Annotated in this window: 24 protein-coding genes and 1 tRNA gene; 15 read left to right on the top strand and 10 right to left on the bottom strand. The window is 67.8% G+C overall.

Features of this window, described 5'->3' with window-relative positions; translation table 11 throughout:
• Positions 1 to 115 precede the first annotated feature (115 nt).
• The gene (locus OCI36_RS00955; protein WP_261663199.1) at positions 116 to 1,282 is read left to right on the top strand and encodes a PilT/PilU family type 4a pilus ATPase; all 1,167 of its coding nucleotides are present in this window, start codon (positions 116 to 118) and stop codon (positions 1,280 to 1,282) included.
• An 80-nt stretch (positions 1,283 to 1,362) separates the two neighbouring features.
• Here OCI36_RS00955 and OCI36_RS00950 read toward each other — a convergent pair whose 3' ends face one another.
• Positions 1,363 to 3,840 carry a glutamine--tRNA ligase/YqeY domain fusion protein gene (locus OCI36_RS00950; protein WP_261663198.1) on the bottom strand — a complete coding sequence of 826 codons (2,478 nt, stop codon included), beginning with the start codon at positions 3,838 to 3,840 and terminating at the stop codon, positions 1,363 to 1,365.
• 89 nt (positions 3,841 to 3,929) lie between these two features.
• Between OCI36_RS00950 and OCI36_RS00945 the strand changes: the two genes are divergently transcribed.
• Both OCI36_RS00945 and OCI36_RS00940 read left to right on the top strand, forming a co-directional pair.
• Positions 3,930 to 4,409 carry a hypothetical protein gene (locus OCI36_RS00945; RefSeq protein WP_261663197.1) on the top strand — a complete coding sequence of 160 codons (480 nt, stop codon included), beginning with the start codon at positions 3,930 to 3,932 and terminating at the stop codon, positions 4,407 to 4,409.
• A 23-nt stretch (positions 4,410 to 4,432) separates the two neighbouring features.
• Complete coding sequence (locus OCI36_RS00940; protein WP_261663196.1) at positions 4,433 to 4,654, top strand: hypothetical protein; 222 nt, start codon at positions 4,433 to 4,435, stop codon at positions 4,652 to 4,654.
• Between the two features lie 79 nt (positions 4,655 to 4,733).
• Here the strand turns inward: OCI36_RS00940 and OCI36_RS00935 are convergent, their stop codons facing one another.
• Entirely contained in the window at positions 4,734 to 5,303 is a 570-nt protein-coding gene (locus OCI36_RS00935) for a multidrug DMT transporter (protein ID WP_261663195.1), read from the bottom strand.
• Between the two features lie 105 nt (positions 5,304 to 5,408).
• Here OCI36_RS00935 and OCI36_RS00930 point away from each other — a divergent pair, with 105 nt between their 5' ends.
• Both OCI36_RS00930 and OCI36_RS00925 read left to right on the top strand, forming a co-directional pair.
• Positions 5,409 to 6,155, top strand: coding sequence for a GNAT family N-acetyltransferase (locus tag OCI36_RS00930; protein ID WP_261663194.1), 747 nt, complete (start codon positions 5,409 to 5,411; stop codon positions 6,153 to 6,155).
• Positions 6,156 to 6,307: 152 nt separating this feature from the next.
• Positions 6,308 to 7,384: a PrsW family intramembrane metalloprotease gene (locus OCI36_RS00925; protein ID WP_261663193.1), complete on the top strand. Its 1,077-nt coding sequence runs from the start codon at positions 6,308 to 6,310 to the stop codon at positions 7,382 to 7,384.
• Between the two features lie 145 nt (positions 7,385 to 7,529).
• Here OCI36_RS00925 and OCI36_RS00920 read toward each other — a convergent pair.
• Positions 7,530 to 7,606: transfer RNA gene (locus tag OCI36_RS00920), tRNA-Ile, on the bottom strand.
• Between the two features lie 83 nt (positions 7,607 to 7,689).
• Between OCI36_RS00920 and OCI36_RS00915 the strand changes: the two genes are divergently transcribed.
• Complete coding sequence (locus OCI36_RS00915) at positions 7,690 to 8,442, top strand: hypothetical protein (RefSeq protein ID WP_261663192.1); 753 nt, start codon at positions 7,690 to 7,692, stop codon at positions 8,440 to 8,442.
• A 172-nt stretch (positions 8,443 to 8,614) separates the two neighbouring features.
• A complete protein-coding gene (locus tag OCI36_RS00910; RefSeq protein ID WP_261663191.1) occupies positions 8,615 to 9,013 on the top strand; it encodes a hypothetical protein in 399 nt (132 codons plus the stop codon).
• Positions 9,014 to 9,072: 59 nt separating this feature from the next.
• Here OCI36_RS00910 and OCI36_RS00905 read toward each other — a convergent pair whose 3' ends face one another.
• The 5 genes from OCI36_RS00905 to OCI36_RS00885 form a co-directional block, all read right to left on the bottom strand.
• Positions 9,073 to 9,723: a YggS family pyridoxal phosphate-dependent enzyme gene (locus tag OCI36_RS00905; protein ID WP_261663190.1), complete on the bottom strand. Its 651-nt coding sequence runs from the start codon at positions 9,721 to 9,723 to the stop codon at positions 9,073 to 9,075.
• Positions 9,724 to 9,769: 46 nt separating this feature from the next.
• A complete protein-coding gene (locus tag OCI36_RS00900; protein ID WP_261663189.1) occupies positions 9,770 to 10,060 on the bottom strand; it encodes a hypothetical protein in 291 nt (96 codons plus the stop codon).
• 209 nt (positions 10,061 to 10,269) lie between these two features.
• The gene (locus OCI36_RS00895) at positions 10,270 to 10,818 is read right to left on the bottom strand and encodes a YqgE/AlgH family protein (RefSeq protein WP_261663188.1); all 549 of its coding nucleotides are present in this window, start codon (positions 10,816 to 10,818) and stop codon (positions 10,270 to 10,272) included.
• A gap of 99 nt (positions 10,819 to 10,917) precedes the next feature.
• Positions 10,918 to 13,392 (bottom strand): endopeptidase La, encoded by a 2,475-nt coding sequence (gene lon, locus OCI36_RS00890; protein ID WP_261663187.1) that lies wholly within the window; start codon positions 13,390 to 13,392, stop codon positions 10,918 to 10,920.
• 237 nt (positions 13,393 to 13,629) lie between these two features.
• Entirely contained in the window at positions 13,630 to 13,959 is a 330-nt protein-coding gene (locus tag OCI36_RS00885) for a hypothetical protein (protein WP_261663186.1), read from the bottom strand.
• A gap of 441 nt (positions 13,960 to 14,400) precedes the next feature.
• On the opposite strand from OCI36_RS00885, the gene OCI36_RS00880 reads away from it, so the two are divergent.
• The 3 genes from OCI36_RS00880 (at position 14,401) to OCI36_RS00870 (ending at position 17,560) form a co-directional block, all read left to right on the top strand.
• Positions 14,401 to 15,378, top strand: coding sequence for a hypothetical protein (locus OCI36_RS00880; protein ID WP_261663185.1), 978 nt, complete (start codon positions 14,401 to 14,403; stop codon positions 15,376 to 15,378).
• Positions 15,379 to 16,437, top strand: a complete 1,059-nt coding sequence (gene mutY / locus OCI36_RS00875) for an A/G-specific adenine glycosylase (RefSeq protein ID WP_261663184.1) — start codon at positions 15,379 to 15,381, stop codon at positions 16,435 to 16,437.
• A gap of 124 nt (positions 16,438 to 16,561) precedes the next feature.
• Entirely contained in the window at positions 16,562 to 17,560 is a 999-nt protein-coding gene (locus OCI36_RS00870; RefSeq protein WP_261663183.1) for a M20/M25/M40 family metallo-hydrolase, read from the top strand.
• Positions 17,561 to 17,583: 23 nt separating this feature from the next.
• Here OCI36_RS00870 and OCI36_RS00865 read toward each other — a convergent pair whose 3' ends face one another.
• Positions 17,584 to 19,845, bottom strand: coding sequence for a DNA internalization-related competence protein ComEC/Rec2 (locus OCI36_RS00865; RefSeq protein ID WP_261663182.1), 2,262 nt, complete (start codon positions 19,843 to 19,845; stop codon positions 17,584 to 17,586).
• Positions 19,838 to 20,233, bottom strand: a complete 396-nt coding sequence (locus OCI36_RS00860; protein WP_261663181.1) for a ComEA family DNA-binding protein — start codon at positions 20,231 to 20,233, stop codon at positions 19,838 to 19,840. The genes OCI36_RS00865 and OCI36_RS00860 overlap by 8 nt, the downstream gene beginning before the upstream one ends.
• A 68-nt stretch (positions 20,234 to 20,301) precedes the next feature.
• Here OCI36_RS00860 and cdd point away from each other — a divergent pair, with 68 nt between their 5' ends.
• The 5 genes from cdd to OCI36_RS00835 all read left to right on the top strand — a co-directional run bounded on the left by cdd (position 20,302) and on the right by OCI36_RS00835 (position 23,586).
• Positions 20,302 to 20,766 carry a cytidine deaminase gene (gene cdd / locus OCI36_RS00855; RefSeq protein ID WP_261663180.1) on the top strand — a complete coding sequence of 155 codons (465 nt, stop codon included), beginning with the start codon at positions 20,302 to 20,304 and terminating at the stop codon, positions 20,764 to 20,766.
• Between the two features lie 30 nt (positions 20,767 to 20,796).
• Positions 20,797 to 20,970 carry a hypothetical protein gene (locus tag OCI36_RS00850; protein ID WP_261663179.1) on the top strand — a complete coding sequence of 58 codons (174 nt, stop codon included), beginning with the start codon at positions 20,797 to 20,799 and terminating at the stop codon, positions 20,968 to 20,970.
• A gap of 170 nt (positions 20,971 to 21,140) precedes the next feature.
• The gene (locus OCI36_RS00845; protein ID WP_261663178.1) at positions 21,141 to 22,067 is read left to right on the top strand and encodes an MBL fold metallo-hydrolase; all 927 of its coding nucleotides are present in this window, start codon (positions 21,141 to 21,143) and stop codon (positions 22,065 to 22,067) included.
• A complete protein-coding gene (gene purD, locus OCI36_RS00840) occupies positions 22,064 to 23,338 on the top strand; it encodes a phosphoribosylamine--glycine ligase (protein WP_261663177.1) in 1,275 nt (424 codons plus the stop codon). The genes OCI36_RS00845 and purD overlap by 4 nt, the downstream gene beginning before the upstream one ends.
• Positions 23,335 to 23,586, top strand: coding sequence for a DUF3248 domain-containing protein (locus OCI36_RS00835; RefSeq protein ID WP_261663176.1), 252 nt, complete (start codon positions 23,335 to 23,337; stop codon positions 23,584 to 23,586). Before purD ends, OCI36_RS00835 begins: the two co-directional genes overlap by 4 nt.
• Positions 23,587 to 23,598 lie beyond the last annotated feature (12 nt).

The following is a 23,598-nucleotide window of genomic DNA, read 5'->3' as shown; positions in this document are numbered from 1 at the left end:
CGGGCGCGGGGGTTTTTGCTGACCCAGACATACTGCGGCGCTGGCCCGGAAGCACAAAAAAGGTGCCCAGCACACGCAGTAAAGCTGTAAGACGCCGGCGCCTAAGCTGGGGCCCATGACTGGACCCACTTTCCCTGCCCAGCCGGCCCCCGGGCACCCGGCCGGCACCACGCCGGCGCCGGCTGCAGCCACCCCCGAAACCACCAAACAGACCTTCGACCGGCTGCTGACCGACATGGTGCACCGCGGCGCTTCGGACATTCACCTGCGGGCCGGCAGCGCCCCCGCCGCCCGCATTGACGGCGAAATCCAGCGGTTCGGTGAGGAGCGGCTGAGTCCGCAGATGACCGAGGACTTTGCCAAGGTCATGCTGCCCACCCAGCTGATGTGGGGCACCTTCGTGGAAAAGCGCGATCACGACTTTGCCTACTCGCTGCCGGGCGTGGCCCGCTTCCGCGTGAACGCCTATTTTCAGCGCGGCAGCGTGGGCCTGATCATGCGCGTGATTGAGGATAAACCGATTCCCACCTTTGAGGAACTGGGCTTGCCGCTGGAGGTGTTCGAGGAACTCTCCCGGCACGAGCGCGGCCTGATTCTGGTGACCGGCCCCACCGGCTCGGGCAAGACGACCACCCTGGCCAGCCTGCTGGACCACATCAACGCCCGCGACGCCGTGAACATCGTGACGCTGGAAGACCCCATCGAGGTGCTGCACCGCGACAAGAAAGCCATGATGATTCAGCGCGAGCTGGGCGCCGACACCCAGAGCTTTTCCAACGGCCTGCGCGCCGCCATGCGCCAGGACCCCGACATCATCCTGATCGGCGAGATGCGCGACAAGGAAACGGTGGAAGCGGCCCTGAGCGCTGCGCAGACCGGGCACCTGGTGTTCAGCACCCTGCACACCCAGGACGCCATGCGCTCTATCAACCGCATCATCGACTTTTTCCAGCCGCACGAGCGCGAGCAGATTCGCCAGGGCCTCAGCGAAAGCCTGGTGGCGATCGTCAGTCAGCGGCTGCTGCCCCGCAAGGGGGGCGGCCGGGTGCTGGGCATGGAAATTCTGCTGGGCACGCCGATTGTCAAAGAAAGCATCAAGGACCCCGAAAAGCAGGAAGACATCAAGCATGCCCTGCTGGAGGGCGGGATGCGCGGTATGCACACCTTCGACCAGCACTTGGCCCGGCTGGTCCACGAGGGCCTGATGGACGAGGACGAGGCCATGCTGGCCGCCACCAGCCCCCACGAGCTGAAGATCATGCTGATGCAGGGCCAGTACTGAGCTCAAGCTATTTCTGAATGACAGGCGGGGGCAGCCCATCATCTGACCGCCCCCGCCTGTTCCTGCATCTTCCACGCCGCTCAGCTGCCGGCGATGTCCCTCAGCAGGGCGCTGACCGCTTTGGCATCAGCCTGGCCGCCGGTCGCCCGCATGATCTGGCCCATGAAAAAGCCCTGGAGCGCCTTTTTGCCGCCGCGGAAAGCTTCGGCCTCGGCGGGGTGGGCGGCCAGTACCTCGTCCACCACCCGCCGCAGTTCGCCCGTATCGGACACCACCTGCAGGCCTTCGCGCGCCACGATCTCGGCCGGAGCCTCACCGCTCTGCACAGCGCGGTCCAGCACGTCGCGGGCAATCCGGCTGCTGATGCGGCCGCCGGCCAGCAGTTCGGCCAGCGCGGGCAGGTCTGCCGGGTTCAGGCGGGAGGCGCCACCGCGCAGGGCGCCGGCCAGGTCATTGACCAGCCAGGCCGCCACCTGCGCCGCGTGCGCTCCGGCACCCGCCTGTGCAAAAGCCGCGCCCAGTTGCGGATCACGGGCCAGCGCAATGGCGTCTTCGGCGCCCACGCCCTGGCCGCGCAGGCGGTCCATCTCGGCCTGTTCCTCGGGGGTAAAGTCGGGAGCCTTGGCCTCGGCGGAAACGGCCGGAGCAGCGGGCCGGGCAACACTTTTCTGCGCCGGAGCACTCTTGGACCCACCGCTCTGGCCTCCATTACTCTGGGCCCCGCCGCTCTGGCCCCCACCGCTCTGGGTCTTCTTGCCCCAGGTGTCCTTGAGGGTGATGATGCGGCCAAACACCAGCCCTTCCTCGCGGCTGTCCACCGGGTCGCGCCAGAAGTAGCCCTGCCGCTCGAACTGGTAGCGGGTGTCCTGCGGGTTGTCCAGCAGGCTGGGTTCCACGAAACCGTGGGTCACCCGCAGCGAGGCGGGGTTCAAGAAGCGGGTAAAGTCGCCGCTCACCGGGCGGTCACCCTCGTGGCTCATGCCCTCGGGGTCAAAGTCGGGGGCTTCCGGGCCGGCAGCCGGGTCCTCCACGTTCTCGCCTTCGGGGTTGGGCACCCGGAACAGCCGGTCATACAGCCGGAACTCGGCCGGCACGCTCTGGCCGGCGCTGACCCAGTGAATCACGCCGGCGGCGCTGGCCGTATCCGGCTGCAGGCTGGCCCGAATCAGCTGTGGCTGGCCCTGCTCATCCAGCTCTACCTCGTCGGCGCGGATGATACCGGCGCCGCGCAGGCGTACCGTGCCGCCCCGGGTCAGCCGCTTGAAGCCCTTGGGCGGGTCCAGCGCAAAGTCGCTCTTTTCGATATAGATTTCGCGGGTCAGCGGCACTGCCCGCACCGCCTCTTCGGGAGCCACCCGGCGGCCGTCCGGCAGGCTCACCAGACCGTCGGGCGAGAGGGCCACCACGTCGTGCGGCCAGTAAGGCAGGCTGAGGGTCTGGGGTTCTTCCAGGTTGGTCAGCTCCACCTTGAGCGGCTCCAGCACCGCCATCACGCGGGGGGCGCGGGCGTTCAGGTCACCGCGCACCGCGTTCTCGTACACCGCCAGGTCCACCGTGCGGTTGGTGCGGTTCACGCCAATGCTGGCGGCAAAAGTACGCACCGCTTCGGGCGTCACACCCAGCCGGCGCTGGGCGCGCAGGGTGGGCATCCGGGGATCGTCCCAGCCACCGACCCGGCCTTCCTCGATCAGGCGGCGCAGCTTGCGCTTGGAAGTGATGGTGTATTCCAGCCCCCGGCGCCCGAACTCGTACTGGTGCGGGCGGGGGTCAAAGCCCAGTTTCTCCATCAGCCAGTCGTAGATGGCGCGGTTGTCCACGAATTCCAGGCTGCACATCGAATGGGTCACGCCTTCCAGGGCGTCTTGCAGCGGGTGCTGGAAGTCGTACATCGGGTAGATGCACCAGTCGCCGGCGCGGTAATGTGGCACGTGCAGAATGCGGTAAAGCGCCGGATCACGCAGTTTCATGTTAGGGCTGGCCAGGTCGATTTTGGCGCGCAGCAGGTGTTCACCGTTGCCGAACTCGCCGGCCCGCATCCGCCGGAACAGGTCCAGGTTCTCCTCCACGCTGCGGTCCCGGTAAGGGCTGGGCGTGCCGGGCTGGTCGGGCGTGCCGCGCAGGGCGGCCATCTCCTGCGGCGTCACGCTGTCCACGTAAGCGTCGCCCTGGCGAATCAGCTGCTCGGCGTACTCGTAATAACGCTCGAAATTGTCGGAAGCGTAGTAGAAATTGTCTCCCCAGTCCCAGCCCAGCCAGCGCAGGTCGTCGGCGATGGCGTCCACGTACTCCTGGGTGGCGAGTTCCGGGTTGGTGTCGTCCATCCGCAGGTGGTAGCGCCCACCGTACTGCCGCGCCGTCTGGAAATCCAGAAAAGAGGCGAAGACGTGCCCGAGGTGGGCGTAGCCGCTGGGCTCAGGCGGAAAGCGGGTCACGACCTGCGGGTATTTGCCGCTCGCCAGGTCGCGCTCGATGATTTCGGTGATGAAGTTGGGAGCGACGCGGGGGGCGGCAGCGGCCGCGTTGGCCGCAGGAGCAGAATCAGGGTCAGGGCCGGTCATCTGCCCAGAATAAGGCGTGGGGGCGCCGGGATGTAGGCGCGGACTCTGCCGGCTGTTGCCCGGGCGAGCCGCACTGCTAAACTGCCGACATGCGTTCCCTGACCTTGCCCCTGACCCTGACCGCCCTGCTGCTGCCGGCCGCCGGCGCCCAGTCGTTCGGCATCTACGGCCACAGCGACCTCAGCGGCAGCGGCGCGGGAGTGCAGGTACAAAATGCCCCCAGCGCCGCCGGGGCCTGGCGCCTGAGCCTGGACGCTGGCCTGAACAGCGCAGGAGGAGGCAGCGCCGAGCTGGCGGCCGACCGGCTGAGCCGCCTGGGCCGCGCCGGCACCCAGAACTACTGGGGCGCCGGTGTCTTTGCCGGCGTGCGTGGCCTCAGCGGCAACGCGGCCAGTGACCAGGGCCTGTTCGGCGGCGCCCGCGGGTTTGTGGGCAGCGAACTGCCGGTAGGCGGCGGCCGCCTGTTCGGTGAGCTGGGCGTGCAGGCGGCCGTCACCCAGACCCGTTACAGCGATGTCGGCGTGGCTGGCGGCTTGTTTCCGCTGGTGCGCGCCGGCGTGCGCTTCTGAAGGCTGGACCACTCCTGCAAGCAGTGCTGGCCAGCGCCCTGCTGACCCTGGGGCTGCTCACGCTGGCCTTGCCGCTGCTGTTCGGCTGGCTGGTATCGGACCCGGCGCGGCGGGAGTGGGTGCTGGCTCTGCCGGGGTTGGAAGGCATGGGCGGCGGCCCGAATCAGCTGTGGGCGCTGGTGGGCTGTCTGCTGCTCGCCGCGTTGCTGCTGGGCGCTGGCCTGGCACTGCTGCGGCGGCAGTAACACACAAACGTCGGAAAGCACAAAAAAACAGAGAGCCATAGCCCTCTGTCTCCTGGGTTCCTGTGCCTGAATCGCGCGCTCAGCTGGCCGCCGGCACCTCGGCGGCCGGTTCGCTGGTCGCTTCGGCGCGGCGGCTACGGCTGGAGCGTTCGGGACGCGGCTCAGCCGCAGCAGCGGTGGCGGCTTCCTCAGCGGCCGGCTGCGCTTCGGCGCGAGTCTCGGTGCGGGCCGGCACTTCAGGGCGGGCCGGGGCCGCGCTGCCCGCGTCACTCAGGCCCAGGCGTGCCAGAGTTTCCCCGAAGGCGGCCAGGGCGGGGCTGGCCTCGATGTCGGCCACGGCGCGGGCGTTCAGCGCCTTGAGCTCCTCGCGGGTCACGGCATACTCGGGGGCCTCGTGGCCCTTGAGGGTGTGCATCAGCATGTAGGCGTCTTCGGCAGTGACAGTGGCGCCCTTGGAGGTGTGAATGACCGGGTCGGTGGTCATGTCGTTGCCCACCAGGGTGATGGCTTCCGGGGAAATCAGGGTCACGCGGTCACCGCGTTCTTCCATGTGGGCCGCCAGCTGCAGCAAGCCGCGCAGCGAGGCCATATGGCTGAACAGTTCCAAGTGGGGCAGCATGGCCCCGGCTTTCTTGAGCAGGTTCTCCATGCCTCCAGTATTTATGTAAATAGCAGAATTATCAAGCCCCAATCCTTAATGAACAGATGGAGGGCAGCCACCTTCCGGCAGCCGGGCTGGCCCTAACCTGCGGGTATGATCTCTTCTTCTCTGCCTGATGCCCCCCCGCCTGAAATAACCGTCCGCCGCATCACCGACCCGAACGACCCGGCGCTGGACGCCTTTGCGCAGGTCCAGCAGAGCAGCTATTACGCCCCCGACACCCTGATTCCGCCGCAGATGTTCCCGGAGCTGGTGGCCGGGCGGGGTGCGGGCCGCCTGGACCGGCTGCTGGTGGTACAGAACGCGGGCGGCGAGGTGCTGGGCGGCACCCTCTATCACCTGCTGCCGGGCGCAGGGTTCAATTCGTTCATGGGTGTGGCGGCGCCGGCGCGGGGCCTGGGCGTGGGCCGGGCGCTGCACCGGGCCAGCCTGGCCGACGCGGCAGCACACGGCCGGGCCGGGATGTTTGCCGACAGCGTGTACGCGGCCCGCCAGAGCCCGGCAGAACGCGCCGCCGAGCAGCGAACCGGCACCGACGCGCAGCAGCGGCGGCAGGCACTGCATGCTCTGGGCCTACGCGCAGTGGACCTGGCCTACTGGCAGCCGGTGGGCGGCCCGGACGGTGGCCCGATTCAGGATCTGGACCTGCTGTATGCGCCGCCCGACCCGCAGCAGAGCACCGTGGCGCTGGCCTTGGTGCTGGAGGTGCTGGGGGCCTACTGGCATGGCTGGCTAGGAGAAAAGCGCACCGCCGCCGAGCTGGCCGGCCTTCGCGCACGGGCAGGTGGGGATGAACTGGCGTTGCTGCCCGCCACCCAGACACCGGGGTACTGGTCTTAAGCGACTGGTGCTTCCTGAGAGGAAACTGGGCTGGACCTTGCAGTGGACCCGTCTCAGACGCTGAAATTTGAGTTTCCAGAATGAGCCGAAGGGGCGCCGCTCAAAGTTGCCTCCCGCCGCCTTAAGCGCGTGTTAACTTCACCAGCAGACGCATGGAGACTCCAGAACAAGGCCCACCCCCCGCGCCCACCGTGCCACTTGGACGGTCGACCAGCCCCCCGGTGGCTGCGGCCGCTGCTCCTGCCACTGCCCGCTCAGAGCGCCCGCTGCAGAACCTGCTGGACGACTTCAAATCGCTGCCTTTCGAGGTGCTGTTTCCGGTGCAGCGCTGGCTGGGTGACCGGCCCTGGAAGCTGCGCTGGGTGCAGGCGCTGCTGTTCTTTGCCCTGCTGCCGCTCGGTCTGAGCCAGTTCTGGGGCGATGATGCCCAGATTCATGACGCAGCCTGGGCCATCGGCAGTTACTTTGCGCTGCTGTGGAGCTACGTGCTGTGGCTGATCGTTCAGCCCGGCAGCATCAAGCGCCGGAATATTCTGATTCCTACAGTTTTTACCGCTGTCGTGGGGGTTCTGCTGGTGCTGTTCCTGCAAAAGCTGCCCTTTATCAGCCTGCTGTACAGCGCCACCGAATGGGATTTCAGCCCAGCCAGGCTGCTGGGCTTTGTGGCCGGCGTGGGCGCCGTCGAGGAAGGCGTCAAGCTGCTGCCCATCTGGTGGCTGGCCGTGAAGCTCAAGGAGATTCACACACCCAGGGAAGCGGCTTTTTACGCCGGGCTGAGCGGGCTGGCCTTCGGCGTCGCGGAAGCTGTGGTCTACTCGATCGCCTATACCGACGCCAACCTGTACAGTCAGTTTTACGGCCTGTCCGGAGACGGGAACTACGTGATCATGGAGTTCCTGCGGCTGATCACGCTGCCTTTTCTGCACTGCGTCTTCAGCGGGATTGCTGGGTACTACCTGGGCTTGAGCCTGCTGGCCCCGCAGCGGCGGACTGCCCTGCTGCTGCTGGGTGTGGGGCTGGCCGCCACCATCCACGGCTTTTACGACTTCTTCGCCGGCACCTGGCTGGGCGTCGCTGTCGCGGCCATCGCCATTCTGATGTTCGTCGCCTACCTGCGCAGCGCCGAGCAGATCACCCAGCACATCACTGGGCAGGGGCAGGCTCCCGCTGCTGCCCAGCCGGCCGCCGCGCCCCTGGAAAAGCCTCTAGAGCAGGAAGTTACGCCTTAAGCGTCTCCGGAGTCCTCGCTTCCAGTCAGAAGCCAGGCGCCGCGCTGCGTCTGGCCATTATGAGTTCTGAAATCCGCACAAATTCCAGAGACATGACCACGAAAAAACCGCGTCCTGTACAGGAACGCGGTTCTTTCAGCTTTTGTGGTGCGAATGCCCAGACTTGAACTGGGGACCTCACGCTTATCAGGCGTGCGCTCTAACCAGCTGAGCTACACTCGCAAGCGGAGATAACTTTACCAAGCGTTCAGCGGGGTGTCAAGGGCGTGGGTGGCCGGCACGGAGCGCCGCTTAGACTGGAAAGCGTGAAGCACTGCGACCCCGCCCACGCCACCATCTACCTCGAAAAATTGCAGGAGCTGGTCCGCACCAGCCACTGGGAAGAACTGCGCCGCGAACTGCGGGCCGCTGACGGCGCCCTGACCCCCGAACAGCTGGCCCCGGCTGCCGTGCTGGCGCTGCAGGCCGGCCTGCCCGCGCTGGCGGCCGACTGGGCGCAGCAGGCCGGCGAAACCCAGATTCAGGCCGCCGCCCTGCTGCGCTCAGGCGACACCGCAGCGGCGCTGGCCCTGCTGCCCGGCAACGACCACCGCAGCCGGGCCATGCAGGCGCGCGCCCAGCTGCTGGCCGGGAATGCGGCGCAGGCGCTGGAACTGGCTTCACAGGCGCATGAGGCGGCCTTTGAAGCCGGCGACGCTCCGGTGCTGATTGCCGTGATTGCCTTACTGGGCGAGCTGGAACTGCGCGGCGCCCTCGAATCCGGCAGCCGCACCGGCCTGTTTGCCGCGCTCAACGTGCTGGCCGAGGGCCTCAAGCTGTCGGAAATTCTGCGCGATCCGGCCGACCCCCACGTGCTGGCCCTGATTGCCCTGACCCAGCAGCAGATCAAAGAAGGCCCCAAAGCTCAGGCCACCGCCGCCAAAGCGCTGGAACGCTCGCTCGCCTTCAGCCCTGCCGGCGTGCTGGCCCTGACGGTGCTGGGCCGCCACGAGGAAGCCCAGGGCCAGGCCGAAGCCGGAGCGCTGGCAGACGGCTGGTGGACCTGGGCCAAAGCCTGAATGCCCGCGCCCGTCGGGCCCGGACCGGTCAGCCGCGACGGTTCCAGGCCCACGGCGCGCCCGCCACTGCCAGGCGGCCCAATCAGGCCAAAAGATGACCGATAATCCCAGACTAAAGAACCGGTCAAAGAGGCCTATACGCGCTTCGGCCTGCGCCGCCTAACATGGAGCAATGAAACTCAATTCCCTTTTGATGGCTGCGACCTTGCCCCTGCTGCTGGCCAGCTGCGGCGGCAACGAGGCCACCGGCAAGCTCCAGGACCTGGTCAACTCGCGCGACAAGCACAAGGTCTCCGAGTCGGGCGGCGTGACCACCTACGATTTCGGCAACACCGAAGTGGCGTCCAAGACCACCATGGAAGCTCGCTCGAAGGATGCCTGGCGGGTGTATATGGACGGCCCCAAGCTGAAGCCCGCTGCTTTCGGTGAACTGAAGCCCGAAACCAGCAACGACACCAACACCCTCTACCGCATCACCGGCGGCCCCTTCAAGGGCGGCCTGCTGCAAAAGTCTGCCGACGGCAACCAGATCAGCATCGCGTCTCAGCAGTGGGTCGAGGGCGGCAAATAAGCCCCTTTCGGGAATAGCAGCAGGAGCCGTGCAGCCTTTGCTCATGGCTCCTCTCTAGCTCACTCGAACAGAGCCGAGCCCACCCGCACCAGGGTGGCACCTTCTTCCACCGCAATCTCAAAATCGCCGCTCATACCCATGCTCAGCTCGCCGAGGCCCAGGTCGTGCGCCCGCTGGGCGGTGTCATGAAAGATGCGGCGTGCCTCGGCCGGCTGGTCATAGGGGGCCATCACCATCAGGCCGCGCACGTCCAGCCCGGTGGCCCGGACCCCCGCCAGCACGCTGGACAGCTCGCCCGGAGCAATACCATGCTTCTGGGCTTCGCCGTTGTGGACCTGGAGCAGCACGCCCGGCGCGTGCCCCCACTTCTGGGCGTGCTCGGCCACCACTTCAGCCTGCGTCACATCCTCGATGGTGTGAATCAGCTCGACCCGTTCCAGGTATTTCACCTTGTTGCTTTGCAGCGGGCCGATGTAGTGCCAGCGCGGCTGCGGGGCGCCGCCCGCCGTTTCGGACCACTCGCGCACCTTGTCGCGGACTTCCTGGCCCCGGTTCTCGCCCAGCGGAAATTCGCCGTGGGCCAGCACCTTGTGCCGGATTTCTTCCAGCAGGTGCCCCTTGGTCACGGCCACCAGCCGGGCGCTGTGGGCCGGGCGGCCGGCACGGGCCTCGGCAGAGCGGATACGGGTCAAGATGTCGGGCAGGCTCATGCGGTTATTGTGCCACCCCGCCAGGAACCTGCCGCTTCCCCCCGCCTTACTCGCCCAGCTGCCGCTTGAACAGCAACGTGGCATTGGCCGGCCGCACGTTGACCTGCCAGACGTCCGGCGCGCCCGGAGCGCTGCTGGAGGCCTTATAAGGCACGGTTTCATCGCTGCCCAGCACACCCACCAGCTCCCAGCCCTGCTTGCCCAGCTCGTTGAGCTTGGCATCATCAAAGTGGTAGGCCTTGGCGCGGTTGTTGAAGTTGGCGCTGCTCAGGGTGCGGTCTTCGGCCAGCGCTTTTTGCACGCCGGCAGCAAACTGGGCCGGCACCTCCAGCTGCATGTACTGCCAGGTGGGGGTCTACACCGGCACTACCGGCTCTGGCAGGAAAGCATTGATGGCCTGGGCACCACTGGCGGCCGCGATGATGCTGAGCAGGACGGACTGCAGGGACTGGAGACGTTGAAGCATGGGCCCAGGGTAGCAGGGCCCATGCAGCAGGTCTCTTACTTTGTTTTTTTGGCCGGATACCCTGAGAAGCCCGGCTGGCTTCAGGCCTGCGCCCCGCCCGAAGCCACCGTGCTGGGGTCCACACCCAGCCGGTCCAGCGCGGCCTGCCAGCGCTGCTCGGCCGGCGTCTGCCAGATCAGGTCGGGGGTGGGTTCTTCCAGCCACAGCCAAGCACCCTCACGGGTTTCCTGTTCCAGCTGCCCGGCGCTCCAGCCGGCGTAACCCAGCAGCAGCCAGTAGGGCTGTCCGCTGGCCCGCACCTGCTCGAAGGTACCGGCGTGGGTGGTGGCCAGCAGGCCCGGCACCAGCCGCAGCTCGGAACCGTCCAGGCCGCCCACCGGCCGCTGGTAGAGGCACCAGCCCACCTGGGGCTGCACCGGGCCGCCCAGCAGCGCAGTGCCGCTGGCGTCCGGCGCGTCGGGCAGCAGCTCACGCACCGGGGTCTCCATCGGCTGGTTGACCACCAGGCCGGCGGCACCCTCGGCAGTATGTTCCAGCAGCAGAATCAGGGCGTCACCAAAAAAGCCGCCGCGTAAGTGCGGGCTGGCCACCAGGAAAGTCAGCGGCGGAGTGGCAGCAGAATCGGACATGGTCGGTTCCTCCTCGGGGTTACGGGTCGGGTTGGGGGCAGGACAAAAAATGAGGGGCGCAGGGCCAGGGACCGGCCCGCGCCCCCCTCCTTTTACAGGTTACGCGTTGGCTTCACTTTTGCGGCTGCGGCTGCCCTTACCGGACTTCTTGGGAGTGGCCGGCGCCGGGGAAACCTGTTCGCCTTCCAGCGCCTTCAGGCCGCCCACCAGAGCGTGGTCCAGCACCTCGTCCAGCGTGCTGCAGGGATGGAACTCCATGCTGGCCCGCAGGTGGGCAGGGATATCGGCGATGTCGGGCTCGTTGGCCGCCGGCAGGATGATGTGCTTGATACCGGCGCGGCGGGCACCCAGCACCTTTTCCTTGAGGCCGCCGATGGGCAGGTAACGGCCGGTCAGGGTGATTTCACCGGTCATGGCGGTATCGCGGCGGGCCGGCACCCCGGTCAGGGCGCTGATCAGGCTGGTGGTAATCGCTCCGCCTGCGCTGGGGCCTTCCTTGGGAATAGCCCCGGCCGGCACGTGAATGTGGATTTCGGAGTCGTCCAGCCGGGCCTTGTCAATGTGGAAGCGCTCGGCGTGGGTCTTGGCGTAGGTCAGTGCGGCGCGGGCCGATTCCTTCATCACATCGCCCAGCTGCCCGGTCAGGACCAGGCCACCCTTACCGGGCATCACACTGGTTTCCACGAACAGGATGTCGCCGCCCACCGGGGTGTAAAACATGCCGGTGCTGACGCCGATGACGTCCTCGGTCGCTTCGGATTCGGGGGTGTGGCGGGGCTTGCCCAAGTAGCGTTCCAGTTCGGTGTCGGTCACGCGGGCCCGCTTGATTTCGTCCAGGGCGATGCGGCGAGCCACCTTGCGGGCCACGGTGCCGATTTCGCGTTCCAGATTCCGCACCCCGGCTTCACGGGTGTAGTTGCTGATCAGCTTTTCCAGCGCCGGGTCAGTGATGGTGATCTGGTTTTTCTTCAGGCCATTCTGTTCCAGCTGACGGGGTACCAGGTAGCGGCGGGCAATTTCCAGCTTTTCCTGCTCGATGTAGCTGGAGAACTCGATCACTTCCATGCGGTCCATCAGGGCTTCGGGAATCTGGTCGGGGTAGTTGGCAGTGGCGATAAACATCACTTCGCTCAGGTCGAACGGCACGCCCAGGTAGTGGTCGGTAAAGTGCTGGTTCTGCGCGGGGTCCAGCACTTCCAGCAGGGCGCTAGAAGGGTCGCCCTGGTAGCTGGTGCCCAGCTTGTCGATTTCGTCGAGCAGCATCACCGGGTTCTTGGTGCCGGCCGAGCGCAGGCCCTGAATGATCCGGCCCGGCATGGAGCCGACGTAGGTGCGGCGGTGACCACGAATGTCCGATTCGTCACGGGCGCCGCCCAGCGCGATGCGCACGTATTCACGGCCCAGCGCCTGCGCGATGCTCTGCGCGATAGAGGTTTTGCCCACCCCGGGAGGACCGGTGAACACCAGAATCGGGCCTTTGTTGACTTCCTCGGCGCTGATTTCGCCGCGCTCAGCCCGTGCCTTCCGCAGCTGACGCACCGCCAGGAATTCCAGCACCCGGTCCTTGACCTTGTCCAGACCGTAGTGGTCCTCGTCCAGCACGCGGGCGGCACGTTCAATGTCGAGGTTGTCCTCGCTGCGCTTGTTCCAGGGCAGCTCGGTGACCCAGGTCAGATAGGTGCGGATCACACCGGCCTCGGCAGCATCGGGGTGCATCCGCGACAGCCGGCCGATTTCCCGGTCGATTTCCTTTTTCACGTCCTCTTTGAGGTTCAGTTCTTCGATCTTGGCGCGGAAAGCTTCGGCTTCGTCCAGCTCTTCGCCGTCCTCGCCGCCGCCCTGCAGCTCGCGCTGAATGGCCTTGAGCTGCTCGCGCAGAAAGTACTCGCGCTGGTTCTTGTCAATTTCTTCCTTGACCTGAGCGCGAATGCGGGCCTGCACTTCCTGAACTTCCTGCTCGTTGTCCAGCAGCGCCAGCACCCGCCGGGCGCGGGCCGGCACGTCGGTCAGTTCCAGCAGGGCCTGCTTGTCTTCCAGCTTGAAATCCATGTGGAAGGCGATGTGATCGGCCAGTTCGCCCAGTTCATCCTTGGCGTGCGCCACCTGCTGCGCTTCGCTGGAGATGCGGCCGGCGCCGGCCACCTCGTCGAACTTGCCCAGCAGCTCGCGGCGCAGGGCCTGCTCTTCCTTGGCGTCGCCGTTGGTGACGCGCGGCACCCGCAGGGCAGCCACGAAATGACCGGCTTCGTCGTTCCAGCTGAAATTCTTGACGGCGGCCCTCTCCTGGGCCGACACCAGCAACTGCAGGCTGCCGTCGGGGTTCTTGCGGACCCGCAGAATCTGGCAGACGGTGCCGAAGTCGTAGAGGTCCTTGGCCTTGGGGTCGTCCACGTCCTTGTCGGTCTGCGACACGATCAGGATGTATTTTTCGCCGGCCATCGCGGCCTCTATGGCGGCAATGGAAATGGCGCGGCTGGCGTCAATGTGCTGCACCATGCCGGGGTAGATCACGCTGCCGCGCACCGGGCAAACCGGGACAGAGCGGGGAAGGCGGGAAGATTCGGATTGAGCCACTGAGAAACTCCTTTGTGCCGTAAAAGGCAGAAGAGAGATGGAAGAAAGCTTGGGTCTTAAGACGGCCGAGAAACGGGCCGGAAAAAGCTGGAGATGATGAAACGTCAGGCTGCTGAGGAGGTAGCCCGGTCAGAGAAAAGAGGAGCTGCACCGGCCGCCGGGCCCTAGGCCGTGCAGGAAACTTGAGTGCAAGTATATCAAGTCATGCTTTATTCTTTCAAGTATCCCCCGACGGGATTAAGGTCCGCTCAGGCCCCCGGAAAAGCCGTCCTCGCCGGGAAAGCGAATGCTGTCTATCTGCACGCCGTGGCGCAGCAAAATGGTCTTGAGGCGCTGCACAGCGGCGGCCGCCAGTGCGCGGTCCTGCGGGCCGAACACCAGGGTGAGTGCCCCCGGCCGCCCGGCGCGGGGCTCCTGCACCTGAATCTGCAGCGGCCGGCGAAAAGCGGCGGCGCTGGTCACGTCATGCAGCACCTGCACGAAAGCCAGCTCATCCATGCCTTCAAGTGAAAAAACGACGCCCTGACGGGGCGCCGGAGCGGTCGGGGCAGCGGGGTCCTCAGTCATGCCCCCCAGCCTAGGCGGCAGCGGCTGACGGGCGGTGAGCCGGGCCTCCGCTTTTTCTTGTGGCTGCTTTGCCAAAAGCCGCCAGCCAAAAAGGCCCACAGATGAGAGCGCCCGGGGCCAAAAGGCAGTGCGCCTCAGCCTTCTCCTGCGCGCAGGCGCTAGGCTGCCGGCATGCGACCGGGCTCTTCTCTCCTGCTTCTTCCTCTGCTGGCCGCCCTCTCAGGAGCTCCAGCAGCGGCGCAAGCTGCAGAATCCCGGCCCTCCCCTGCCAGCGCCGCTCCTGCCTCCCCGAATCAGGCCAACCAGAACCAAACCGGCCAAAACCAAACTGGCCAAAACCAAACTGGTCAGAGTCCTGCGTTCCAGAGCCGCCCCAGCCAGACCCGGCCCTTTCAGACGGGGGCCCCGTCCCCGGCCGGATCCTCGCTGCTGCCCCTAACTTTGCCGGGCGCGGGCGCGACCCGCTGGGCTGTACCGGCCCCCGGCGCTGCGGCGGCCAGTGACGCCGCCTTCAGCCTCAAAGCACCGGCCGGTACCAGCGTCACCCTCTCGCAGCTCAGTTCGACGGTGTATGAGCTGTCGGGTCTGGAAGTCAGCGGGCTGGGCAACGCCGGCAACGCGGCGCTGGAGCAGGAATTGCGTTCCGGATTTCGCGCTCTGGACGCTCTGGGGCAATCGCAGAGCCGCACGTTGCAGCTGTCTGTGCTGAGCCAGACGCCGGCCGGCACCGAGCTGAGTGCCCGCTGGAGCGGTGGCCTACCGGGTGCCGGCAAACCTGATGATGCAAGACCCACTGATGCAGGAACAGATACGCCCGCTGCACCGGACTTGCGGCTCAGTCAGCTGTTGCTGCCGGGCGGGGTACGCGGGCCGGTGCAGCTGAGTAGCACTAACCCCGCTATGGCCGCCCGCACTCAGCTGCTCGGCAGCGCCGAACTGGAACAGCTCAGCCCGCTGGCCGAAGCGCCCTACGGCGCGGCCCTGAGTGCCGGTGGGCGCACAGCTGGCGCCAGCGAACAGGCCCTGCTACCGCTGTTCAGCGCAGTGCTGAATGCGGCTCCGGCACTAAACGATTGGGCGCTGCCGGCCCTTAGCGGCGCGGCGCTTCCCCCGCTGGACATTCGCCGTGAGCGGGTGTATCAGGGCCAGAACTCGCGCGGCGACCACCTGTTTCAGACCCAGAGCCGCGCGCAGCCCTGGCGGCAGACCCTGCAGTCGGGCAGCAGCAGCCTGACGCTGGAAGTGCTAGACATGGCGCAGATGAGCCAGGCGGTGTACCGCGCCGACGGCTTGCCGCACTCGGCCTTCGAGTTCAGCACCCTGCAACTTCAGATCACCGCGCGCAGTGGGGCAGCCCAGGCACGCTTTACCGTGCAGGTGCGCAGCACCTCGGCCCTGCGGCCGGCCGGCGGCGCCTGAGTGCCGGCTGCTGATACTGGTTCGGCATCAATCGAACTGACCCCCCTGCGCGCGGCGCTGCTGCACTGGTTCGACCACGCCGGGCGCGACCTGCCCTGGCGGGTGGGCCCTGAAGGCGGGCGCGACCCCTACCGGGTCTGGGTGGCCGAGATTCTGCTGCAACAGACCCAGGTGGTCCGTGGCTGGCCGTACTATGTACGCTTTCTAGAGACTTTTCCCACAGTTGAGGCACTCGCCGCCGCCCCGCAGGACGCCGTACTGAAAGCCTGGGAAGGCTGCGGCTATTACGCCCGCGCCCGTAACCTGCACCGGGCGGCCGGTGTGGTGGCGCGCGAGGGGGGCTTTCCCAGCACCTACGACGGCTGGCTGGCCCTGCCGGGGGTGGGACCTTACACGGGGGCGGCGGTGAGCAGCCTGGCTTACGGCGAGGCCCGCGCGGTGAGTGACGGCAACGTGCGCCGGGTGCTGGCCCGGCTCTGGGGTGAGCGGCAGCCCACGGAGCGCTGGGTGCAGGCCCAGGCCGACGCCCTGCTGGACCCGGGCCGTCCCGCCGCCTGGAATGAGGCGGTGATGGACCTGGGCGCCACCGTCTGCACCCCCAAAGCCCCGGATTGCCCGGCCTGTCCACTGCGCGAGTGGTGCGCGGCTTATGCCAGCGGCGAGCCGACTGCCTACCCGGCCCCCAAGCGGCGGGCGGAGGCGCGCACGGTGCGCGCCGTGGCCCTGCTGGTGGGGGACGCTGAACAGGCCCTGCTGGAACAGCGGCAGGGCACGCTGCTGGGCGGCCTGTACGGACTGCCGCTGGAAGAGGTGCGCCCTGATGAGACCGGCGGTGCCGCGCTGGCCCGCCTACAGGCCCGGCTGCAGCTGAGCAGCGCGGCGCCGGCGCTGCTGGGCGAGGTGCGCCACGGCATGACCCACCGCCGGCTGGAAGTGGAGGTGTACCGCCTGGACGCGGCCCAGGCCCCCCGCCCGCTGGACCGGGTCGCGGACGCGGCCCTCTCACGGCTGGACCACAAGGCGCTGGCGCTGCTTCAGGGGCCCCAGAGACTGCTGTAAAATGGCGGCGAACGATATTTTCCGTTTCCTGGCCGGCTGGCACGTCTGATTTCGGGCAGTCAGCTCTGGCTTCGGTCTTTTTTGTCGCCCCTCACCTGCCCAGTTTTCCCTAAGGAGTCCCTCTATGCGTCATCTTTCCCTTCTGTCTCTCGGTGTGCTGAGTGCGGCCCTGCTGAGCGGCTGCCAGCAGCCATCCGCCACTGCGCCCGGCGCTCCACGCGGTGAGCAGGCCATGCGCCACCTGCGCTACCTCAACGACACCATCGGCACCCGGGTGCAGGGCACCGCCGCCGAGGACCAGGCCCGCGCCTATATCGCCGCGCAGCTGCGGGACATGGGCTACCAGCCGCAAGTACAGCCTTTTGAAATCACCCGGAAAAACAAGGCCGGCGAGACGCGGCAGGTGAAATCCGCCAACGTGATGGCGGTGCAGCCGGGCAAGTCGGAACAGGAAATCGTCGTGGTGGCGCATCTGGACAGCGTGGCAGCCGGCCTCGGTGCCGATGACAATGCCTCAGGCGTGGGCGTTCTGCTGGAAGCGGCCCAGGCGCTGCATGGGCAGCAGCTGCCTTACACCGTCCGCTTCCTGGCGGTCGGCGCCGAGGAGGGTTACAGTGACGGCGTCCAGAACGGCTTTCGCAACGACGGCATCAACGGCTCCAGCTTTTATGTGGGGCAGCTGAGCCCTGAAGCGCTGCACAAGACGCTGTTCGTGGTCAATCTCGACAGCCTGGCCGCCGGCGATTTCCTGAATGTTTACGGCTCGGAGGGCGCAGACGGGTACGTGCGTGACGCCGCCTTGCAACTCGGCCAGCGCCTGGGCTACGACCTGCAGACCAGCCCCGGCCTAGCGGATGAGTTCCCGGCCGGCAGCACCGGCGACTGGAGCGACCATGCACCCTTTGCCGCCAAAGGCATTCCCTACGCCTATTTCGAGGCGACCAACTGGTCCCTGGGCGATAAGGACGGCTACACCCAGACTGTGAAGCACGGCGGCATCTGGCACACCGCGAAGGACAACCTGGCTTTCCTGAACCGCGAGTTCCCGGGCCGCACCGAAGCCCACCTGAAAGCTTTCAGCGATGTCTTGATTCATCTGCTGGAAGCGCCGCCTACTCGCTGAGCTCTCTTTCCCGCCCCCAGCCGCTAGGGCAGCGGCCAGATCACGGTGCCCTGGCGGTCGGTGCGCCACACCCGGGTGCCGGCCGCGTTCAGCCGGTCCAGCACCTCGTGGCTGGGGTGCCCGAAGGTATTGAACCCCACGCTGATCACGGCGTCCCGCGCCCCGGTCTCGCGCAGCAGTTCTGCCGAGGTGCTGTGCTTGCTGCCGTGGTGCGGGGTTTTCAGCAGGTCCACCCGCCCCAGCCCAATGCCGTATTCCAGCGGCGCCGGCAGGTCGCCCAGCAGCGCGGCCCGGAACGCCCGGCCATCCGGCCCGGTGGCGGTCAGGCGCAGGGCCACGCTGTTCTCGTTCGGCTCGGTGCTCCAGACCTGCCCGGCCGGCCACAGCACGTCCACCCGCAGCTGCCCCGCCTGCACGCGGTCACCGCGCCGCACCTCGCGCACCGGCACGCCGCGTTCCCGGGCCACCGCCAGCAGCGCGGCCAGATTGCGGCTCTCTTGGTCACGCTGCCCGATCCACAGTTCGCCCACCGGCAGGGCCCGCAGCACGCCACTGAGCCCTTCGATATGGTCGGCGTCGGAATGGGTCGCCACCACTACGTCCAGCGCGTGAACACCCAGCGAGTGCAGCGCCGGGACCGTGGTGCGGCTGAGGTCGTAGTCGCCGTGTGGGGTGCCGCCGCCGTCCACCAGCATCCGCAGTTCGGGGGTCTGAATCAGGGTGGCGTCGCCCTGGCCCACATCCAGAAACACCAGCTGCCGCGCCGGACTGAGCCGGGGCGGCAGGGCTGTCAGCAGCATGCAGGCCAGCAGCGTCGCCAGAGCGGCGGGCGCCCGTACCCGGCCGCGCAACCACAGCAGGCCCGCCAGGGCTGCCAGCCCATAAGCGAAAAAACCGGCCGGCCCCACCGCACCCCAGGGCAGCACCGGCCAGCGGCCGAAGAACTCCGCCACCGCCAGCAGCGCGCCGCTGAGCCACTCCAGCGGCCATTTCAGCAGCGCGCCCAGCGGCCCCAGCGCGCCGGCCAGGAAGCCCAGCGGAATCAGCAGGGACATCAGCGGCCCGGCCAGCAGATTGGCCGGCAGCGAGGACAGCGGCACACCTCCGAACGCACCAGCGGTTAGCGGCAAGGTGGCGGCCTGGGCCAGCAGGGTCACGGCCACACTGCCACTCAGCCACAGCGGCAGGCCGGGCCGGTTCCAGCCGGCCGGCAGGCGGGCCAGCACCCGCGGCAACAGCAACAACCCCGCTACCGCCAGAAATGACAGCTGGAATCCCGGCGTGACGGCCCACAGCGGATAAAAAATTAGTAGCGCGGCAGCCACCAGCGCCACCAGCGACGGAGCGTCCAGCCGGCCGCGCCCCAGGCCCAGCGCAGCCAGCCCCAGCAGGCCAGTCACTCCCGCCCGCACCACGCTGGGCGAGGTGTTCACGATCATGCCCAGATACACCAGCACGAAGGCAGCCGGAACCGCGTAGCGCCCCCAGGCCGGCAGCGGCAGCCGCACCAGCAGCAATGTCAGCACGCCCACCAGCAGGGTCACGTGCTGCCCACTCAGGGCCAGCAGGTGGGTCAGCCCCGAGCGGGTAAAAGCGTCGCGCACGGTGTAGCTGGGCGACAGTGCCATCTCGTTCAGGTCCGAGCGGTCGCCCAGCTCGGCGCCGCGCAGCAGGGCCTCGGCGCGGGGGCTGAGGCTCTGCCAGCCGGATTCGAACCAGCCCTGCACCCAGCCTTTCAGGGTATCCGGCGGCTGCGCGGCCTTGACCTCGGCGCCGGCCAGCACCGCTGTGGGGGCCAGGGTCAGCAGGCCACCTTGCGAGCGCAGCCAGGCCGCCTGATCGAAACCGCCCGGCACGCTGCGCTCACGCGGCGGCAGCAGGCGGCCACGCACCGTCAGCTGACCGCGCCGCTGAGAGGGCCGGGGCGAGAGCGCCACCCGGGCCGGCGGGTCGTGCAGGGTCAGGAATTGTCCGTCCCAGTCGCCGCGCAGCGTAACCTGGGCGCCCAACCAGGGCCGCAGGGGATCGGGGCGGGCCTGCACCGCACTCAGCGAAGCAAACGCCAATGCACCCAGCGCTAGGGCCACCGCCAGCCCCCAGGGTCGCCGCTCCCAGGCGGCCAGGCCCAGCGTCAGCGGCCACAGCGCCCAAGCCCAGCCGTAGCCCAGGGCTGGCAGCAAGGCACCCAGCACGCCCAGCAGCGCATAGAGCGGCCAGCCCAGCCGCAGCGCCGGCTGCACGTCCTCCAGCGCCGGGGCTGCCGCCGGGCCAGCTGACCTAGTCAAACTTCACCAGCGGCGCCAGCTGTTTCAGGGCCGCCGGGCCGATGCCCTTCACCCGGTCGAGGTCGGCCAGCGAGTGCAGGGGCCGCGCCGCCTCGATGCGTTCGGCCAGCGCTGGGCCGATTTCCGGCAGGGCTTCGAGCTGCTCACGGGTGGCCGCGTTCAGGTTCAGCCGGCCGGAAATCAGCGGGGTCACGCTGGCGGTCTGTGGGTATTCCGGCGCCGGGTTGCCGCTGGCCTCGGCGGCCGTGGGCGGGGGCAAATGCTGGCGCACCACCTGCGGAACATGCGCGGCAGGCAGCGCCAGCGGCCAGAGCGTCAGCCCGCCCAGCAGCAACACCCCGGCCGCCAGCAGCGCGGTCCAGAACTGTTCTTGCGGCGGCGGGCGCATAGTTGGAGTGTAGCGAAGGCAGGCCGGGCGGGAGAGCAGGTCTGCGCCCCATGGCCTAGACTGACCACATGACCCACAACCAGACCGGCTCGGACCAATCGGCCAACGCCCTGAACCTGACCCCCGACCCGCAGCTGCTGGAAGCGGCCCAGGTGGCCTTCAAGCAGGCCTACGCGCCCTACAGCCGCTTTCATGTGGGCGCCGCGCTGCGCAGTGAGGGCGGACAGATTTACTTCGGCGCCAACGTGGAAAATGCTTCTTACGGCCTGACGCGCTGCGCCGAGCAGAGTGCCGTGCAGAGCATGGCCAGCCGGGGTGAGCGCGGCTTCAGCGACCTGGTGGTGTACTCGGAAGCCGAGCCGCCCGCCAGCCCCTGCGGCGCCTGCCGGCAGATTCTGTTCGAGTTCTCGCCCGAGGCAAAAGTCGTCTGCGTGAACCACAAGGGCGACATCATCAGCGGGCTGGTGCGCGATTTCCTGCCGCACGGCTTCCGCCTGGAAGACGACGGGGCCGGCGCAGACACGCAGGGCTAAAGAAAGCGCCCTGTCCCATATACTGCCCCCATGCTGCTTTGGGTCTTGGTCGGCTTTATCGTGCTGAGCGCTACCGGGGTGCTGTCGCTCACCTTCGGGGTGCTGCGCGGCACGCCGAAGGTGGGCACGTTCCGCCTGATTGCGGGCGTGCAGTACCTCGCCGCGCTGGTGCTGGCCGGCGCGCGGCTGGCCGGGAAAGCCTGAGCCGGCGGCCCGCCCGCAACCTCTTTCACCGGCTTTTCTTTCACCGGCCTTTTTACTAGCTTCTTCACCGGCTTTTTGACCAGGCTCTTCCCAGAGCCCGCCCCGCCAGCGTTGCCGCGGCCCGCACGTTGCTGTGGCCGGGGCCGCGACCTTCCCGGAAGGATGACGAGATGCAGAACTTCGAACCGCAGACCATTGATCTGAACTTTCAGGACACGCCCGGTGTGGTGGCCGTCTATGCCTGGGACACCGGCGACGGCCTGGCCCTAGTAGACACCGGCCCCGGCAGCACCCTGGACGCCCTGGAAGCCGGGCTGGGCCGCCTGGGCGCGGGCTTTGACGATGTGCGCCACGTGCTGCTGACCCATATTCACTTTGACCATGCCGGCGCGGCGGGACGGCTGCTGGAACTCTCGCCACGGGCGCGGGTCTACGTGCAGGAACATGGTGCGCGGCATCTGGTGAATCCCGAGCGGCTGTATGCCAGCGCCGGGCAGATTTACGGTGACCAGATGGAAGCGCTGTGGGGCGAGATGCGCCCGCTGGACGCCGACCGGCTGACCGCGCTGGCTGGCGGCGAAACGCTGCGACTGGGCCGGGCCGAGGTGCGCCCCTTTTACACGCCGGGGCACGCCATCCACCACCTGGCCTATCAGGCCGGTGACGAGCTGTACACCGGCGACGTGGGCGGTGTGCGGCTGGACCCGCGCCAGCCGTCCCGGCCCCCCACTCCGCCCCCGGACATTGACCTGGCGGCCTGGCGGCAGAGCGCAGCGACCCTGCGCGAGCTGGATGTGCGCCGGCTGCATCTGGCACACTTTGGCAGCTACCCGCAGGCGCCGGAACACTGGGACGCCCTGCTGGACAACCTGGAGCGGGAAGCGGAATGGATGCGCGAGCAGTTGCAGCAGGGCCGCGAGCCCGGCGAGCTGTACGAGCCTTTTACCGAGTGGGTGCTGGACGAGATTGACCGGAGCGTGCCGGGGCTGTCGGCGGCTTACCGCTTCGCCTCGCCGCCCGCCATGAATGTGATGGGCCTGGCCCGCTACTGGACCCGGCGCTGGAAAAAAGAACAAGCACAGGGAGGTCAGGCATGAGGGTGCTGGTAGTAGGCAGTGGCGCCCGCGAGCACGCCATCGCGCAGGCCTGCGCCGGCAAAGGCCACCGCGTGCTGTGTACCCCCGGCAACCCCGGCATTGCCCAGGTGGCCGAGGTCGTTCACTGGCCGCAGGACAACGCCAGTCTGGTCGCGCTGGCGCAGGAACATGGCGCCGAACTGGTCATCGTGGGCCCCGAAGCCTACCTAGCCCAGGGCCTGGCCGACGAGCTGCGGGCGGCTGGCATTCCCACTTTCGGGCCAGGGCAGGCCGCCGCGCAGATTGAAAGCGACAAGGCCTGGAGCAAAGCTTTCATGACGCGCCACGGGGTGCCCACTGCCGCGCACCGCTCGTTCGAGACGCTGGACGCCGCGCTGGCCCACCTGGGGACCTGCGGCCTGCCGGTCGTCATCAAGGACGCGGGGCTGCAGGCCGGCAAGGGCGTGACCATCGTCCGCAACCATCAGGAGGGCCGCGACGCGCTGCGGGCCATCTTCGCGCAGCAAAACGCCGCCGCCGTGATCGAGGACTTCATGACCGGGCAGGAAGTCTCGGTGCTGGCCATGACCGACGGCGAACACTTTGCGCTGACCCTGCCCAGCCAGGACCACAAGACCATCTGGGAAGGCGACACTGGCCCCATGACCGGCGGCATGGGCGTCATCTGCCCTTTCCCGGTCGAGGACGCCGAGATGGACATCATTCGCCGCGACATCATTGAGCGGACCCTGCAGGGTCTGCGCGAAGAGGGCCTGCCGTTTTGCGGCGTGCTGTACGCCGGGCTGATGCTGACCCCGGACGGGCCGAAAGTGGTCGAATTCAACGCCCGCTTCGGTGACCCGGAAGCTGAAGCGGTCCTGCCGCTGCTGGAAAGCGACCTGGCCGCACACGCCCTAGCGGCCGCACAGGGCCAGCTGAACCCTGACGAGCTGCGCTGGAGCACAGGAGCCAGCGCCGTGGTCATTCTGGCGGCGCCCGGCTACCCCGGCGCCCCGCAAAAAGGCATTCCGCTGCAGTTGCCGCCCACCGGCACAGGTGAGTACATCTTCCACGCCGGCACCGCCGAGCAGGACGGTCAGCTGGTCAGCAGCGGCGGGCGGGTGCTGGCGGTGACCGCCACGGCAGACACCTTGCCGGACGCGCTGAGCCGGGCCTACGCCCTGGCAGATCAGGTGGGCTTTGAGGGTGCGCAGCTGCGCCGCGATATCGGCTTCCGGATCGGCCTGCGCGGCGATGAAGCACCTGCCCCGGCGCCGGAGCAGCGACCATGACCGACCAGAACCCGCCACAGGGCACCAGCGAAAGCGTCCGGCTGACCCCGCAGCAGCTGGACGCTCTAGGGCAGCATTTGGTGTGGCGCATCGGCCGCGACGACCTGACCGACGAGGTGGTGGTGCGGGTGGGGCTGGCCAGTGCCGCCGGGCAGTTCGCAGCGCTTAGCCGCCTGCGCAGTGTGCCCGATGCCGATCTGGAACAGGCGCTGGCCAGCGGCCAGATCCGGCTGGAGTGGGTGGAATGACCCGGCAGGCTT

The sequence above is a fragment of the Deinococcus sp. Marseille-Q6407 genome (genome assembly GCF_946848805.1).
Lineage (GTDB): Bacteria > Deinococcota > Deinococci > Deinococcales > Deinococcaceae > Deinococcus.
The sequence above is the reverse complement of the archived record's forward strand: the minus strand, read 5'-3'. Positions and strand labels throughout refer to the sequence as shown.